The following is a 17,096-nucleotide window of genomic DNA, read 5'->3' on the forward strand; positions in this document are numbered from 1 at the left end:
TTAAATATAAAAAAATTCAGGAAAATTGTTGCCGGAACCGGAGGCTGATCTCAACGCCTTCCCTTTGGGCAAAATTCAGCTCCCCGTCCAGCTGGGCCGCAAAAAGCCGCATCAGCTGCATACCGAGGGAATTCCCGGTGCCGGGGTCGAACCCGGCGGGGAAGCCGACGCCATCATCCATGATCTTCAATACGATATCTCTTCCTTTCTTACGGTAAAGCCGGACCCGGACGGTGCCGTGGGCGCCCTTGGGGAAGGCATACTTCACGGCATTGGTGATGGCTTCGTTCAGCACAAGACCGAGGGGAACGGCCTGGCTAATATCCAGCTCGATAGTCTCGACCTCGAGGTCGAACCAGATGCGGCCCGCGTTCGAAAAGCCGCTGACGAGGTAGGACACCAGCTCGTGGATATAGGAATGCATGTCGATCAGTGTACTATCCTCCTGCTGATAGAGCTTCTGATGGATCAGCGCGATCGCCTGCATCCGCTCGCGGCTGTCCTGGATGGCGTTCAACGCCGAAGGATTGTCGAGGAAATCGGTCTGCGTGTTGAGCAGGCTGATGACGATCTGCAGATTGTTCTTGACCCGGTGATGCACCTCCTTGAGGAGCCATTCTTTTTCCTTCACCAGCTGCTGGAGCGCAGAATTCTGTTTGTTGATCTCCGCCTGCTTTACCCGAAGGGCCCGGTTGCTCCGCTGCTTGTTGCGATAGCCATTGTACGCCAGGCCGGTGATTATCAGCATCGCCGCTATACCCGCGATCGTGATATTCTTCTGGGTGTGCACCACTTTCAGCTCCTGCGTCTGGTTCTTTTCCTTCATTTTCAGCAGCGCGATATCCTGCTCCTTCTGCTGGCTGTGGTATTTGATCTCCAGCTCGGCGATCTGCCGCTTATTGGTGATGGAGAAGAGGGAGTCGTTCAGTTGTTTGCTCTTTTCAAAGTAGCGGATCGCTTCCACATAATTTCCCGAGGCCGAGTCGATGACGAACTGCATCCGGTAGAAGCGGGTCAGTTCGATGGGTTTTACGCTTCCCGGCGGAAAGGCCAGGATATTCCGGACATAAGGCATCGCCTTGCGATATTGTTTGGTCTGGATATAGAAATCGCCCATCACCCCGTAGTAGTAGACATGGTCAAGCATCATCTGGTCGGCGGAGGCATAATAAAGCGGCTTGAAATCGGTGACCCGGAAGGCGTCCATCATTTGCAGATAGTGCTTTTCGGCCCTTCCGTACTGGCCATTGGCGACATAGATATTGCCATACATGGCGTTCAGATCGATGCGCTGGGCAATATTGGCCGGCGGCGACTCGCGGGTGATCTCCTGCAACACCCGCAGGGCTTCCCCGGGTTTTCGTTGCATGATCAGCCCATAGATCTCGATGCTGAGATAGCCGTAGAAATCACAGAATTTGTACCGGCTTCGCAGCCATTTATAGGCCTTCCGGGCATAGGCCTCGCTGAACTCGTACAACCCCTGTTCCGAATAGGCCAGGGATAATTTTCCATAGTGATAGTCGCAGTTGACCGTATCATGCGAGGCTTCCATAGCGTTCACTTCCGCCTGGCGGTAGAGAAGCTCTTTTTTCAGGTCGGCCCGCATTTCACTCACCTGGGCCAGCAGGTCGTAGACGGGATGCAACGCGGTGTATCCCGCCGCCTGGTAAAGCTTTAGGGCCTGCTGGAAGTCCTCTTCCGCGGAGTCGAGCCGGTTCGCCTTCAGCAGCCGATGTCCTTCTTGCAGCAGGGTCGCGACCTTGCCGGTATCGGCCTGGGCCGATACGGTCCCACCGATAAGAAGTACAGGAATAAGAAGAGCGAACACGCGCATGATCATCAAGTTACAACTTTGTCTACAGAATTTATAGCGTTGTCTACACACCGCGTCCCGACGGGCGCAAATCGATACTTTTGGCAAGATAAACCGTCTTTGACACATGAAAAAAAACACCTTAGCTTTAGCATAATGCGACTTCAAATCAACAAAAACGCATCCATCCATGTGCTTGTCTGGAGCCTGCTGACCCTGTTGCCCTTTATCTTCTTCTCCAACCCCTCCAATCACTACAGCATCGGGGCGATCCCCGGCACCCTCGTCCTCATCATGGGGTCGATCCATATTTCCCTGTTCTATACCCAGGCGCTCTGGCTGTATCCACGGTTCTTCAACCGGCGATACTGGTGGCTCTATATCCTCGCCGCGCTGATAGTCATCGCCGTATCGATCGGCATGAAGTTCGCCATCACCTCCACGTGGTTTTCCGAGGCGTTGACAAAAAAGCGCGAGACCTACGGCCTCATCGTCGCCGGATCGATCGACATCTTTGCCATCAGCCTCGTCTACAGCCGGATCAGGCACGGCATCCGGGCGGATCGCCGCCGCAAGGAGCTGGAGGCCGCCCAGCTGGCTACGGAGCTGAAGTTCCTGCGGAGCCAGATCAGTCCGCATTTCCTGTTCAACGTACTGACCAATATGGTCTCGCTCGCCCGGAAGAGGTCCGACCAGCTGGAATCCGCGCTGATCACCTTGTCCGAGCTGATGCGGTACATGCTCTATGATACCCAGGGAAAGAAGATGCCGTTGTCGACGGAGATCCGGTATCTGAACAGTTATATCGAGCTCCAGAAGATGCGTTTCGGACAGGATGTAAACATAGAAACCTCCATCGACGCCGGGCCGGCCGACAGCGCCTGGATCATCGAGCCGATGCTGCTGATCCCCTTCGTGGAGAACGCTTTCAAACATGGCGTGGGCGCCGTCGACCGGCCGCGGATCGTCGTGCGGCTAAGCGTAAAGGACGGTTGGATGCATTTCGAAGTCCGGAATACGTATGATGAAACGATATCGGCCGGCAAGGAGGAGCATACGGGCCTCGGTCTCAACAATGTCCTCACGCGGCTCAAGCTGCTGTATCCCGGCACCCACACCCTTACCGTCAGCGGGGACGGGCAATGGTTCCAAATTGTCTTAACTTTAAAGTTGATATGATGCGCTGCATGGTCATCGACGACGAACAGCTGGTTCGCGAGCTGCTGGAGGACAATATCCGGCAGGTGCCTTTTCTGCAATGGGTGCGGAGTTGCCGCAATGCGCTGGAGGCGACGGAAGCCCTGCAGGAGACACCGGTGGACCTGCTCTTCCTGGATATCCAGATGCCCCGGCTGAACGGGCTGCAATTCCTGCAAACGCTGACCGATCCGCCGCTGGCGATCCTGGTCTCGGCCTACGAACAATATGCGCTGGAGGGGTTCGATCTGCGGGTGGTGGACTACCTGCTCAAGCCCTTTTCATTCGAACGCTTCCTGAAAGCCTGCGCCCGCGCCCAGGAGCTGTTCCGGTTCAAACAAAACGACCGCCTTCCCGCAACACCCGTCGAGGACTTCTTCGTCAACGTGGAATATGCGCTGGTGAAGATCTCCGCTTCGGACATCCTTTATATCGAAGGGGTGAAGGACTATGTAAAGATCTACCTGGCCAGCACCAACAAGCCCGTACTGACGCGGATGACCCTGAAGGCATTGGAGGAAAAGCTCCTGCCGCCGGCCTTCGTCCGCACGCATAAGTCGTATCTGGTATCGGTGAAGAAGATCACGAGCGTCAAGCGGGACCTGATCTGCATCGGCGCCACCGAGATCCCCATCAGTGTCTCGTACAAAGCGAATATCACCCGCCTTTTAAAATAAGGTTTACGCCGCCGGATAGGGCGCAAGCAGCGCCGTAATGCGTTTATAGAGTTCCGCAAATTCAAACGGCTTCGTCATATAGTCGTTCATCCCCGACTCGAAGCAGCGCATCTGTTCGCCGACGAGGGCCGTGGCCGTCATGGCGATGATCGGAGTCGACAGCGACAGCTCCTGCCGGATACAACGGGTGGCGGCATAGCCGTCCATCACCGGCATCTGGAGGTCCATGATAATCAGATCGTACGCGCCGCCTTTCTTCAAAAAACCGACCGCCTCTTCGCCGTTATTGGCCAGCTGCACCTCTCCACCTCCCTTCCTCAACACATGATCCACGAGCTGTTGATTCACCTCGTTATCTTCGGCGACGAGAAAGCGCTTGCCCGCAAGACACTGGCTGTAGTCGGCCAGCACCGCCGCCACCATGGGAGCCGTATTGGCGTAGCCGTTGAAGTCATAGCCAAGGCGGAACTGGAAGGTGGCGCCTTCGTTCTCCTTGCTGAACACCGTAATGTCCCCGCCCTGCAGTTGCAACAGCTGCTGGCAGATGGCCAGGCCGAGGCCCGTGCCGCCATAGCGCCGCGAGATATCCAACCCCGCCTGCGAGAAATGTTCGAAGAGCGTGGGAAGGCTGGCCGCCGGAATGCCGATACCCGAATCGGCGACGGTAAAGAGCAGGTTCACCCGGCCGGTGGTCCGTTCCTGGGCCGTGACTTCCAGCCGTATCCAGCCGCGTTCGGTGAACTTGATGGCATTGCCGATCAGGTTCACCAGCACCTGGTTCAGCCGGTAAGGATCGCCTTTCAGCGTCTCGGGAATGGAAGGGTCCTTCACGATCTGCAGATCCAGGCCCTTCTTGGCAATGCGGTGAGCGAACATCGCCTTTGTATTGTCGAGGACGTCCTTTAGACGAAACTCGATGCTTTCTATCGCCAGCTTCCCGGCCTTTATCTTGGAGAAGTCCAGCACGTCGTTGACGACGACGAGGAGGTTGTTGACGCTGCGTTTGATCACCTTCGCGAATTCCTTCTGCTGGTCGTTCAGCGATGTGTCGAGCAACAGGTCGGTCATCCCCTGGATGCCGTTCATCGGGGTCCTGATCTCGTGGCTCATATTGGCGAGGAACAGCTCCTGCATATTCTTGGCCGTCTGCGCCTCGCGGGTGGCGGCGATAAGCTGCTGTTGGTACTGCACCCGTTCGGTGATATCGGTGGCGATGCCGCCGATGCCGATCAGCCGGCCCGTGGCGTCGCGCAGTGGGAATTTGATGGAAAGGAAATGGCCTTGGCCCCCGGCGACGGGAACCACCTCTTCTATCTCCAGGGACTGACCGGTCCGGATCACCTGTTCGTCCAGCGATCGGTAATGGGCTGCCTCCTCGGGTGTGGAGAAATCGGCGTCGGTGTGCCCGATGACCATGGCCTCATGGACATTTAGGATCTCCCTGAAGCTGCGGTTGACCATGATGTATCGGCCCTGCAAGTCTTTGATGTACATCAGCGAGCTGGCATTGTCGAGGATGGATTCGAGCCAGGCCTGGTTTTCCCTGAGCTGTTCTTCGGCGCGTTTCCGCAGGACGATGTCCCGGTTGAGGCGGACGAGGATGATGACGATAAAGAGAAAGGCCATCATGCTGCCGCTGATGAGCAGGATGGTGCTTTTGCGCTCCGTGCTGTCGGTGGCGCTGCGACGGCGGGTGATCTGGTCCTGCTGCCGCTGCGCGATGCTGCCGATGAGCATCCGGGCCCGCGAAAGCTGGACGGTATCTGCGCCAATCGCATTAAGGGCTGTTTCGAGACTGTCGATGGAGGCCAGCATCGCCGTATCACCCGCGGAATGCACCTTCATCCTGTCCAGGTTCTTTTTCATCTCCCCATGGAAGGCGGGACTCAGCGGGGGACGCGAAAGGGACTCCCAGGTGGAAAGCCGTGTCCGGATCTTTGCGGTATGATCGAGCACCGCATAGCTATGACCGATCGTCTCGGCAGTGTCGACGAGATTCTTCTTGTTGAAGTAGATCAGCCACCCAATGAAACACAGTGAAAAGAACGAAAACAGCAGAAGCCAGGCAATCTTACGTTGCAATGCGATCCTCGCATTAAGGGCAATTCTAATCATCAGTCTTGGCGGTTACTTAAGGGCTTTCCTATAACGCCAAAAGACGCGCGTTATTTTCCTTTTACCCTGTAAGGGCCAAATACCTGCTTGACGGTATCGCCCTCCACTGCGTCATCGAGAATGATGACGTAATATTCACTACCGCCGAGTAGTACGCGAACTACAATATGCCCCTGGCGGCTTTTGTAAGATTGGGCGACAAGCGGACCGATGACCAGTTCGTTCGCCTCCATGAAGTTGGTGGCAAAAATATCGCGGGGTCCCGGATAGAGCAGCTGGGACGTGGCCCTGATAAGCACCTCGTGCCCGGGATGATCGGCCGTCCATACCTGCTCGATCCATACGCGGGGACGCAGGGTCCGGATGAAATTCTCGTTCAGGGCGTCACGGTTGCCATGGTGGTCCATCGTGGCGACGTCCACTTCCCCGACGGCCTTTGCGATGTCCGTCTCCACATCGCGCCAGGACGCATCACCCAAAAATACATTGCCCGGGTTGTCGCCACCGGTATAGTAGCTGAACGGACCATAGTGGATCACGATGGCGTTGCTGAGCGGGTTCTCGTCGGGCCAGGTCTTCCGGTTGGCCGTATCCACCGGCGGGAAATGTTGTTTCACCGTGCTGTCCACGCCCGTCCAGATCCACCCGTTGGACTTGATGTTCTGCACATAGCAGGCGGGGAATTTCTCCGGGTGATAAAGCAGATGCATCTGCGTACGGCTGCCGGCACGGAGGAATTCGGTGGACTGGTGTCTGGCCTCGCGGGCTGCGACGAAGGCAAGGTAGTTGTTCCAGGTCCGTATATAGTGATCTCCCGCGGGACGCTGCCGCAACTGGGTCGCCGGGTCCACCGGGTAATGCCAGTCGCGGGTAAGGAGATGATGAATGGGAAGTATATCGCCGACGCCCGTGATGCCGGTGAGGGCGTACTTCCCATCGGCGGAAAGCGGCGCCGATGGATACCAGCTGCCGAAATGGTCGTCATGGAAGTGCGAGATAACGGCGTAGTCGATCCCATCCCGCGCTCTCCCAGGTGCGACGCGGCGGATATAACCCACGATCCATTCATAAGGATGACGCGAGCTGTCGGGCCGTTCGGGCGTGTTGCGTCGGGACGTAGTGCGCGGATCGGTAGGGTCCAGCTCGCCGGCGTCGAAAAGCATCGTCGTGCCGTCGGGCAGGACAAAGAATGCCGCGTTGCCCCGGCCGGTGTTGATATGATGCAGGTCGAGATAACCTTGCTGCCAGGCAGGCAGCGGTTCACCGACAACAGCCGCCGCCGGAGGCTGTGCGGCTCCGGCGGCGGTGATGAATGCAAACAAAAGTGCGAAAGAGATCCTCATATGTTTTAGAACGAATATCGTGCGCCAAACTGTACGCTGTAGTAGCTGGCCGTCTTCTGGGCCGTACCGGCATTCTGGTTGACGCTATAGTTGAACGAGTTGGTGGCCGCGTTAAAACCAGTCACGTTATACAGGTTGGTATTGATGATCTGCGTATAGCCACCCCATTTGTAATTAAGCAAATTTAAGACATTGAAGATATCCGCGCGGAAGGTGATCTTGTGGGTACCCCCGAGCTTGAGGTCATAGGCAGCACTGAGGTTCCACTGCGTACGCCAGGGCATCAGGCCGCCGAGATAGGGCGCGAACTTCCCGAAATTGTTCATCAGGTATTGACGGAACTGCGGGCTGGTCTTTTGCAGCAAGGTCTTCAGACCGCTGGCGATGGCAGCCGGCGTGGCGGGGTTGTTCGGGTCATAGACATAGGCCAGGTCGGTCCCGTCGTTGGTCTCCCCGATGATATCCTTGTTGACATAGGCCGAGAAGCGGTTGGCCTGCCAGGCCGTAAAGGAGGAGCTGATGCTGAAGCCGTAGAAGGTCGGGCTAAGGAACAGCGCGACCAGCTTGTTCGGCTGATCGCCGTCGCTATGCCAGTTCTTGCCATACGCCGGGTAATCCCAGTACGTAGAACCTACGCTGAAGTTAGAGTTGCGGGGGTCGCCATTATCGTAGGGCGGCGTACCGGTCGCCTTGCCTTTGGCGTAGCTGAGGCTGAACTGGCCGTCGCGGCCGATCTGCGCCGCCGCTTCGATCATGGCGCCGAAGTATTTGGAGGCCCATTTCGTATTCGTAAAATAACGCACCTGGTTGAAATCGGCGGCAATGCGCGAGTTGGCCAGGACCGGCAAATAGCTGGTCGAGGTGGAGTTGTTGAGCGTGCTGGCCGGGACATACACCGCACGGCCTTCGTTGGTGACAAACTCGGGCGTCCGCTTCAGGTTGAGATCATAGAGGTAGAAGTTGTCCCAGGTGTTGTCGAAGTAGACGTTGGCGCCGACGCGGAACCAGTTGTTGACATAGTGGTAGTAGCTGGCGCTGGTCTTGAAAGTAAGCGGGTTCTTGAGGTGTTTGTCCAGCAGCAGCACAGTCGCCGGTTGCGAGGCCGTCAGCGACTTGTAATAGGCTACGCCGGGCACCTGGTTGAAGTCCTTCTGGTACAATGCCCATTGTGCCGGGGGCACGTTGCCGTTCTGGATATTGATCTGGCGGAAGTCCACGCCATTGTCTATATGTGCGAAGGTGATGGGCTGGGTCGTCAGCTCGGAAGCGAAGAGGCCTGCGCCGACCTTGACGATATCGCGGCCGTCGCCGTGGACATCCCAGATGATGTTGGCGCGGGGTTGGATATTCTTGGCGTCGAAGGGAACGACATGGGTGTTGACGCCCAGCTCCTGCTGCAGCAGCGGGTTATAGGTCGGGGCGCTGCCAATGATCTGGCCATCCCAGCGCAGACCGACGGTGAGGTTAAGATTGGGCCGCAGGTTGGTCTCCATCTGTGCGAAGAAACCCAGTTCGATCAACGGAACGCTGATCTTCGGGTTGGTGCCGTTGAGCGGGATCTTGCGGTTGAACCGGTACGGGTTGTTGTTCTGAAGGTCGTTGATGCTGGCATAGTAGAACTGGCCCTGCTGATCGTGCGAAAGCCGGTCGGTGATATGGTTGATATTGTTGTCCGTACCGAATACCCAGTTGATATTGCCGGTCTTCGTTCGGAAGTAGTCGATGATCTGGACCACGTCGGAGGCGTCGCGCTCCGGTACCCAGTTCTGATCTCCGAAAGCGAGGGTGATATTGCCCGTGGAGCCATCTGCGAAGGTGGAGTTGACGTTGACGAACCCTTCCGGTACGTGGTTGTCGAGGAAGGTGAGGAACTTGCGATAGGTGCTGAACTGTACCTTCAGCTCGTTGGTGGTGCGGGGGTTGATCTCCGTACGCAGCCCGAGCATGGCCGAGTTGTCTATCTCGATGCCCGTATATTGTGTGGAGAGCAGGCCCGAGCCCTTGAGCTTGTTGGGGTCGACGAAGTGGAGGTAGTTATATTTGAAGGTCAGCAGGTTTTTCTTATTGATGTTCCAGTCCAGCTTTGCAAACGCGTTTTGGGTGCGTTGCTGGATGCTGATCGTACCATAATACTGGCGGGTGGTCGGGAACCCAAAGGCCGGGCTCTCGAGAATGCTGACGATCTGGTCGAGGTTGGCCTTGGTGATGCCGAGGTTCTTTTCCGCCTGCGCCTGGGTCGCGCCCGAGAAAGTGAAGTCATAGGCGCGGAAGGGAATGGTATTGTTGTACTGATCGTAGGCGACGATGAAGTGCAACTTGTCCTTGATGATCGGGCCGCTCAGCAGGCCGCCGAACTGCGCGATCTTGTAGTTGTTGATGAGGTGATTGCCGTTGACGTCCTTGTTGGCCGCAAGGGAGTTGCCGCCATAATAGCCCCATGAGGATCCGCTCAGCGTATTGGTCCCCGATTTTGTAATGGCTTTTACGACGCCGCCGCTGCCCCGGCCATTCGTGACGTCATAGCCGTTGGTGGAGACTTCGAATTCGCGGATCAGCTCCGAAGAGATAGAGAACTGCGCATCGGAGATGCCGGAGAAGTGGGCGCGGCGATTGCTCACCCCGTCCAGCATATATCCCGTACCGCTGGGTTTTGCGCCGGCCAGGGACTGGCCGTTGGCGAGAGGCGATAAGGCCACCAGGTCGGTGTAGTTGCGGGTCACCAGCGGGATCTTCTGGATGGCGCGACCCGAGACTTTCGTGCTCGTGCCCAGCCGGTCCACGCTATTGTTGAAGCTCGTAGAGCTGACGGTGACCTGCTCGAGCGTCTTTGCGCTTTTGCTGAGCGTGATCTTGTGCAGAACGAGCCGGTCGCCGAGCGTGAGCACATTGTTCTTGAGAACGGCCGTCTGTGCGCCGGCCGCGGAGATCTCGATGTCATACGGACCTACGGGAAGGTCGCTGAACGAGAAATAGCCTTTTTTATCGGAAGCAGTCGTGGTGGAGAAGCCGGTAGCCGTGTTGCGGACGGAAACGGTGGCCATATCAAAGGCCTTGCCCGATTCGTCGTAGATGAAACCGCTGACGGCCGAGCCGCTGTTCTGCGCGAAAACCTGTGTAGAAAGGAAGAGGAGGAATAAAGTCACAAGCCTTACCAGGAGCATCTTTTTCATTTAGTTAGTTTTTCCGCGGCAAAACTATCGGATTGGCAGACGCCTATTGTTGGCAGCGGTTGAACTTAACCATAAGGTAAGAAAAAAGTCATCAAAAAAAAACAAAGCGGAGCAGGGGTAGTCGCTAACTACTGGAACCGGTAACGGATGCCCGCAGTGATGGGCAGGGCCATTAAATGGCCGGACGCAGCTTTGGCGTCGAAGTATTGCCCGGTGAAACCCGCGCCGAGTCCCCAACGGCAATTGAAGAAATATGCGACGCCCAGCTTCAGGCCCGCCGTAAGTCCGCTTTTGCCTCCCCCACCGGTGACGAGACCATAGCCCGCGGATAGGGAAACATTGGCTTGCCAATGGAGCGTACCGCCGATCGTTGCCCTGGCGAATAGCTGCATCGGGATGACGGGTTTGCCAGGATAAACGTTGTGCCAGGTATTGGGAGTGGCGCCTGAAAAGTCGTCCTGGTACGACAGGTTGAGATAGCTTGCCGAAAGTCCTACCTGGAACCAACGGCTGAGAATGCGCGAGACCGTCCCTTCGACAACAGGCTGCCAGCCATGGGTACGGGTGTGCTGCGTCGTATTGTCGAAGCGCGGTATCGAATTCACGGAGGCGCCGCCGTCAAGCGTCATCTCCCATTTTTTGGAGCAGACGGAGTCACTGGTGGCTGCGATCTTAATATATACGGTGTCTTTTTTGATCAGGGTATCGGCCCGGGTAACCGTATCCCTGACGTTTAACGAATCGGTCTTTGCCTGGCTTTCACAGGGACAGTCCGGTTTGCCGATGGTCTTCCCGATGAGGAAGGCGTTGCCGCAGGTATGCAGGATATGGATGTATCGGCCGCCGGGGCCCGTGATCTTCCAGGCCGCGATGCCGTCGTACCCTTCGCCTGCAGGATTCAGTTTTACATAGATATAGTTGTTCTCCTTATTGAAGAAGCCAAGCTTACCTATCGTCCCGGGGTTGATGAAGACGTTCTCGATGTTCCCGATGCGAAGCTGCTTATACCCGTTGGTAAAGCCGATGTCTTCGAGCAGGCGGTTGAAAGCGGCAAATTCCGTCTGGTATTGCGTGCGGCTTTCAGGGTCTTTTGCGGCCTTCACAAAAAGGGCGCGGGTGGTGACGCCTTTTTCATATTGCAGAAAGGGGAACTGGGGATGATTGCCGAGCTTTTCGGTGAAAAGGCGGGGATGCTGGGAAAAAAGCGGCTCGCAGCAGAAAAGGACCAGGGTCAGGGCCAGAAAGAAACGTGTTAGCATTCAACGGGTTTAGAAGCAGCGACGATGTATAAACGAATCATTAACATCTTTCTTATAGTGGTTTAAAAAATAATATATTTTCTGACCCGTTAAACTAATGGTTTCACAAACTATCCTAAGGAGAACCTTTTAAAAGCTTAAAAACTACTAAATCCCGTTTATGAAAATGATCAAGATCCAATCCTTATTGATGGCCGCATCCTTGTCGCTGTTCCTGTTCGCCTGTAAGAAAGAGAGCAACAGTTCGGGAAGCGGTCCTTCCAATGCCGATCTCCAAACCCAGTCCGATGACGAGAACCGGGTGTCCAATGAGACGGATGCCGCGTTCGACGATGTCAATACCAGCATGAACGGCCAGGCCTCCGTTACGGGCGCCAGCGAGGCGGCCCCCATCCGTTATGGCGTCGCCGTGCAGGGAGCAACCGCCCATGATACCGTAAAAAGCCTGATCTGCGATGCAGTGGTTACCATCGATACCATCGACAACACCCGCAACCTCACCATCACCTATAATGGCGGCAACTGTCAGCTGACCCGTGTCCGTACCGGCAGCATCGTCGTCTCCTGGGCCAAGGGCGTCAAATGGGCAACCATCGGCGCGACTTTTACAGTAACGTTCAACAATCTGAAGATTACGCGCGTCCTCGACGGCAAGAGCATCACCCTCAACGGGACGCACACCTATACCAATGTCACCGGCGGCAATATCTTTAGCCTGAACGCCAACAGCACCGCTCCGATCATTCATACCATCAGCAGCACCAATATGTCGATCACCTTCGACAACGGCGCTCAGCGCAACTGGAACATCGCCCGGCAGCGCAGCTATTCTTACAACAACGGGATCGTGATCACGGAGACGGGTACGCATACGGAAGGTACGCTGACCGGTATTTCGGAATGGGGGACCAACCGCTTCGGCAATGACTTTACCGTACAGATCATGAACGGGCTCACGGTCGCGCAAAGCTGCGCATGGCAGCTCACGGGCGGCAGAGTAGAGCTGATCAATGCGCAGGGCACGACGGATATCACCTTCGGGCTGAACTCCACGGGCCAGGCCACCAGTTGCCCGATCGGCACCGGCGTATACTACTTCCAACTGGTATGGACCGGCCTGAACGGTAAGAGCTACACCTTTATCATGCCCTACTGATAATAAAAGGGCCCCGAACGGGGCCCTTTTATTATTTTTACACCATGAAACGTCTTGCTCCGGTGTTCCTTTTTGCGGTCGTCCTGTTCTCCTGTTCGAAAAAGACCAGTCCGTTGGATAACACCAAAGTCTTTACCGCCGAGCTGCGGGAGCAGGCCGATGACGCCCTGCGCGTTTCTAATGAGCTGGACGCCGCTTTCAACGATGTGGACAGCGTGCTGGAGAATCAAGCCAACGTCTGCGGCGGCGCCTTCGCCATCAACACCGCCGACACCCCCAATGTCATCGCGATCACCTACAACGGCAATACCTGTGACGCCCTGCGGAGCCGGACGGGTTCCATCAATATCACCTATCCGCCGGGCGCCCGCTGGGACAGTGTGGGCGACTCCATCAATGTCCTCTTCAACAACCTCGGTGTCACCAGGCTCTCCGACGGCAAAACGCTGGTCTTTTACGGCAACTTCACTTATCGGAATCTGAGCGGCGGCAAGCTGTCGAACCTGGCCGCGGGGTCCACCGTTATACATTCCATCGCCGGTTCCGGTATTCAGATCAACTATGATGGCCTGGTCACTACCAGCTGGCGGTTCACGCGAGAGCGCACCTACACCAACAACTCGGGCATCGTGGTCTCTACCGTGGGGACCGATTCGGCCGGGTCGGTCGGGCATGTCGCCGACTGGGGCGCCAACCGATGGGGCAACAGCATCCTCCTGGTCCCCACCACCCCGCTGCAACTCAGCCAGAGCTGCGGCTGGAAGCTGACGGGCGGACAGGCCACATTGAGCAATCCCTCGGGTACCTCGATCCTCAGCTTTGGATTGGACTCGACGGGAAAGACCACGAGCTGTCCGCTGGCCGGTAGTCCCTATTATTACAAGCTGGACTGGTCGGGGATTGGCGAAAACCCCTATTCTTCCCTTTTCCCGTATTGAGTCAATTTTGAGTAAATTGCGGGTATGGAAACCATTACATCTACCGTGACGACGGACTGGCTTCAATCCATCGAGGCCTTCGCGGATGTGCCGGCCGATCAGCTCCAATGGCTCATCGATAATTCCGAGTGCCGGACGGTGCCGGAAGGCGACTATCTCTTCCAGGTCGGGGACCCGCTCCACGGCGCGTACATCGTGATCTCGGGTAAGATCAAGCTATATTATTTGCAGAAGCAGGAGATCATCGAAGTAGGTGTCCTCGGGCCGAAGGATATCAGCGGATACCTGCCCTTCTCGCGTGCGAAAAAGATCACCGTCAACGCCAAGATCCTGCAGGAGACGTTTCTTATGACCCTGCCGGTGGAAAAGTTCCGCGAGCTGGTGGCGCAGAACTATGAGCTCACCGGCGCCTTCGTACATGTCATGACCAACCGCGTGCGGAACTTTACCTCGCTGCAACAGCAGAACGAGAAGATGATGGCCCTCGGCAAGCTGTCGGCCGGACTCGCGCACGAACTGAACAATCCCGCAGCGGCCATCGTCCGGGGTTCGGAATCGCTGGTGCATCACCTGCAGCTGGAGCCCGACCTGTTCAAGGACGTCATCAATGTCCGCATCGAGCCGAAGGACGTCGATTTGGTCACCTCGAAACTCTTCGAGATCCTGAACCGGGCCGAGAAGCCAAAGCTCACGCTGGTGCAGCGGACCGAGATGGAAGACGAGATGCGCGACTGGCTGGAAGACCACAAGGTCGAATGCGCCGACGATGTGGCGCAGAACTTCATGGAATATGGCTTTACCTGTGAGGACATGGAAGCATTTGACAAATTTATCCCGCTGGAATACCAATCTTCCGTGTTCAACTGGATCAACACCAATCTCGTCACCGAGCGGATGGTGCAGGATATCCGCGAGGCGGCAAAACGCATCTTCGAGCTGATCCAGTCGGTGAAGAATTTCACGCATATGGATCAGGGTAAGGGCAAGGAGCGGATCGATATCCATACGGGGATCATCAATACGCTGAAGATCATGGAGTATAAGCTGAAGAAGGGCAATATCACGGTAGTAAAGGAATTCGATCAGCAGCTGCCGATGGTCATGGCCCTCGTGGGTGAGCTGAACCAGGTGTGGACGAATCTGATCGACAATGCCGCGGACGCGTTGGAGGGCACCGCTAAGGGAACGCTGACGATCCGGACGGAACGGGATCATTCCTTTGCCAAGGTGTCGATCATCGATAATGGACCGGGGGTGCCGGAGGAGATCCGGTCACAGATATTCGATCCCTTCTTTACCACCAAGGAGATCGGCAAGGGGACAGGGCTTGGTCTGGACGTGGTACAGCGCATCGTGGTCGGTCAGCACCATGGTTCCGTAAAATGTACATCAGTTCCGGGACATACGGAATTTATTGTTTGCCTGCCGATAGCAGGATAGTTCGTAATTTTGGACACTAACTTATCATGGCACTTCCTATCATTTTCGCTATAGACGACGATCCGCAGGTCTTACGGGCCTTCGCGCGCGATCTCCGGACTCAATTCCGCAGTACCCATCGTGTCCTCAGCACTACCTCCGTCGCCGAAGCGATGGAAAGTCTGCTCGATCTGAAGAACAAAGGCGAGGACATCGCGCTTTTCGTATCCGACCAGCGGATGCCCGAGATGGAAGGCGTGGACTTCCTGCAGAAGGCAAGGGAATATTTCCCCGATGCCAAGCGGGTCCTGCTCACCGCCTATTCCGATACGGATGCGGCGATCAAGGCGATCAACAATGTTCAGCTGGATTACTACCTGATGAAGCCCTGGGACCCGCCGGACGAGAAGCTCTATCCCGTCATCACCGATCTGCTGGGAGACTGGCAGGACAACTACCATCCTGCCTTCAAAGGCATCAAAGTCATCGGCTACCAGTTCTCCCCGAAGTCGCACGAGATAAAGGAATTCCTGTCGGGCAACCTGGTGCCTTATCAGTGGCAGGACGTGGAGCTCAATCCCGCGTCGAAGGACCTGCTGAAGGTGAACAATATCGAATTGAAGGACCTCCCCGCCATTTTTCTCGAGGACGGCAGCTGTATGTGCTCGCCGGGTATCCCCGAGATCGCCCGAAGGATCGGGCTGGCGCCGGAGATCAAAAATATCGTTTATGACGTCGTGATCATCGGGGCGGGGCCCGCAGGCCTGGCGGCGTCGGTGTATGGCGCCTCCGAAGGACTGAAGACACTGCTGATCGAACGGCGGTCGCCCGGCGGCCAGGCCGGCACCAGCTCGCGTATCGAGAATTACCTCGGCTTTCCCAACGGGCTCAGCGGAAGCGACCTGACGCGGCGGGCGATCACCCAGGCCACGAGGCTGGGCGCCGAAGTGTTGCTGCCGCATGATGTGCGCGAAATATGCCAGAAGGATGGATATAAGAAGGTGATGCTGGAGTCGGGGGAGGAGATAAACACCCATGCGGTGGTCATCACTACCGGTGTCGACTATCGCAAGCTGGAGACAAAAGGCGTTCCCGATTTTACCGGGGCCGGGATCTATTACGGGGCGGCGATGACCGAGGCCGCCGCCTTCCGGGATTGCGAGGTGTTTGTCGTGGGGGGTGGCAATTCTGCCGGACAGGCGGCTATGCATCTGTCGAAATTTGCCGCCAATGTCACCATCGTTATCCGCCGCGATGACCTGACCAGCACCATGTCCGCCTACCTCATCGATCAGATCGCCGGGCGCGGGAATATCCATATCCTTTCGCGGAGCGAGATCGCGGAAGCCCGGGGCGCTTCAGGCCGGCTGGAAGAGCTGAGTATCCTGCAATGCGACACGGGCCAGGTCACGACCCACAAGGCCAACGCCCTCTTTATCTTTATCGGCGCCAAACCATTCACCGACTGGATCGGCCTCGATATCATCAAGGATGAGAAGGGGTTCCTGGAGACGGGACGCGATCTGAAGACGTATGATAATTTCAAGAAGGTCTGGAAACAGGATCGCGATCCCTTCCTGCTGGAGACCAGCTGCCCGGGCATCTTTGCGGCGGGCGATGTCCGCGCCGGGGCGATGAACCGGGTGGCTTCGGCGGTTGGCGAAGGCTCGATGGCGATCAGCTTTGTTCACAAATATCTGGCGGAAGTATAAACATCAGACTATGGCAGAAGAAGTATGCTCCCACATGAAGGAGATAAAAGAGTTAGAACTGGCGAAAGAATACGTTTGCGAAGAATGTATCAAAACAGGCAGCACCTGGGTTCACCTGCGCACCTGTCAAACCTGCGGGGCTACCTTATGCTGTGACGATTCCCGGCACAAGCATATGACCAAACATTTCCACCGGTCCGGGCACCCGGTGGTGATCTCCTCGGAGCCGGGGGAGAAGTGGATGTGGTGCTATACGGACAATTTGTTTGCCGAATATTCCTGAAGAATTGCTAC

At 56.5% G+C, this 17,096-nt stretch carries 12 protein-coding genes; 7 read left to right on the forward strand and 5 right to left on the reverse strand.

Translation table 11 applies throughout. The annotated features are described in order from the left end of the window. Positions 1 to 16 precede the first annotated feature (16 nt). Positions 17 to 1,837 carry a tetratricopeptide repeat-containing sensor histidine kinase gene (locus tag VHE34_RS14475; protein ID WP_325589098.1) on the reverse strand — a complete coding sequence of 607 codons (1,821 nt, stop codon included), beginning with the start codon at positions 1,835 to 1,837 and terminating at the stop codon, positions 17 to 19. A 135-nt stretch (positions 1,838 to 1,972) separates the two neighbouring features. On the opposite strand from VHE34_RS14475, the gene VHE34_RS14480 reads away from it, so the two are divergent. Continuing rightward, positions 1,973 to 2,995: a sensor histidine kinase gene (locus VHE34_RS14480; protein WP_325589100.1), complete on the forward strand. Its 1,023-nt coding sequence runs from the start codon at positions 1,973 to 1,975 to the stop codon at positions 2,993 to 2,995. Continuing rightward, complete coding sequence (locus VHE34_RS14485) at positions 2,992 to 3,690, forward strand: LytTR family DNA-binding domain-containing protein (RefSeq protein ID WP_325589102.1); 699 nt, start codon at positions 2,992 to 2,994, stop codon at positions 3,688 to 3,690. The genes VHE34_RS14480 and VHE34_RS14485 overlap by 4 nt, the downstream gene beginning before the upstream one ends. A gap of 3 nt (positions 3,691 to 3,693) precedes the next feature. Here the strand turns inward: VHE34_RS14485 and VHE34_RS14490 are convergent, their stop codons facing one another. From VHE34_RS14490 to VHE34_RS14505, 4 genes are all read right to left on the reverse strand, one after another. Continuing rightward, positions 3,694 to 5,805 carry a PAS domain-containing hybrid sensor histidine kinase/response regulator gene (locus tag VHE34_RS14490; RefSeq protein WP_325589104.1) on the reverse strand — a complete coding sequence of 704 codons (2,112 nt, stop codon included), beginning with the start codon at positions 5,803 to 5,805 and terminating at the stop codon, positions 3,694 to 3,696. 50 nt (positions 5,806 to 5,855) lie between these two features. After that, the gene (locus VHE34_RS14495) at positions 5,856 to 7,148 is read right to left on the reverse strand and encodes a hypothetical protein (protein WP_325589106.1); all 1,293 of its coding nucleotides are present in this window, start codon (positions 7,146 to 7,148) and stop codon (positions 5,856 to 5,858) included. Between the two features lie 5 nt (positions 7,149 to 7,153). Beyond that, positions 7,154 to 10,318, reverse strand: a complete 3,165-nt coding sequence (locus VHE34_RS14500; protein WP_325589108.1) for a TonB-dependent receptor — start codon at positions 10,316 to 10,318, stop codon at positions 7,154 to 7,156. Positions 10,319 to 10,446: 128 nt separating this feature from the next. Further along, entirely contained in the window at positions 10,447 to 11,577 is a 1,131-nt protein-coding gene (locus tag VHE34_RS14505) for a hypothetical protein (protein ID WP_325589110.1), read from the reverse strand. A 160-nt stretch (positions 11,578 to 11,737) separates the two neighbouring features. Here VHE34_RS14505 and VHE34_RS14510 point away from each other — a divergent pair, with 160 nt between their 5' ends. The 5 genes from VHE34_RS14510 to VHE34_RS14530 are packed head-to-tail and all read left to right on the forward strand — an operon-like array spanning position 11,738 to position 17,085. Continuing rightward, entirely contained in the window at positions 11,738 to 12,733 is a 996-nt protein-coding gene (locus VHE34_RS14510; protein ID WP_325589112.1) for a hypothetical protein, read from the forward strand. A gap of 44 nt (positions 12,734 to 12,777) precedes the next feature. Next, a complete protein-coding gene (locus VHE34_RS14515; RefSeq protein WP_325589114.1) occupies positions 12,778 to 13,671 on the forward strand; it encodes a hypothetical protein in 894 nt (297 codons plus the stop codon). A 24-nt stretch (positions 13,672 to 13,695) separates the two neighbouring features. Next, the gene (locus VHE34_RS14520) at positions 13,696 to 15,111 is read left to right on the forward strand and encodes an ATP-binding protein (RefSeq protein ID WP_325589116.1); all 1,416 of its coding nucleotides are present in this window, start codon (positions 13,696 to 13,698) and stop codon (positions 15,109 to 15,111) included. Between the two features lie 26 nt (positions 15,112 to 15,137). Continuing rightward, positions 15,138 to 16,802: an FAD-dependent oxidoreductase gene (locus VHE34_RS14525; RefSeq protein ID WP_325589118.1), complete on the forward strand. Its 1,665-nt coding sequence runs from the start codon at positions 15,138 to 15,140 to the stop codon at positions 16,800 to 16,802. A gap of 10 nt (positions 16,803 to 16,812) precedes the next feature. Further along, a complete protein-coding gene (locus VHE34_RS14530; RefSeq protein WP_325589120.1) occupies positions 16,813 to 17,085 on the forward strand; it encodes a UBP-type zinc finger domain-containing protein in 273 nt (90 codons plus the stop codon). Positions 17,086 to 17,096 lie beyond the last annotated feature (11 nt).

Source organism: Puia sp., from assembly GCF_035546395.1.
GTDB lineage: Bacteria > Bacteroidota > Bacteroidia > Chitinophagales > Chitinophagaceae > Puia.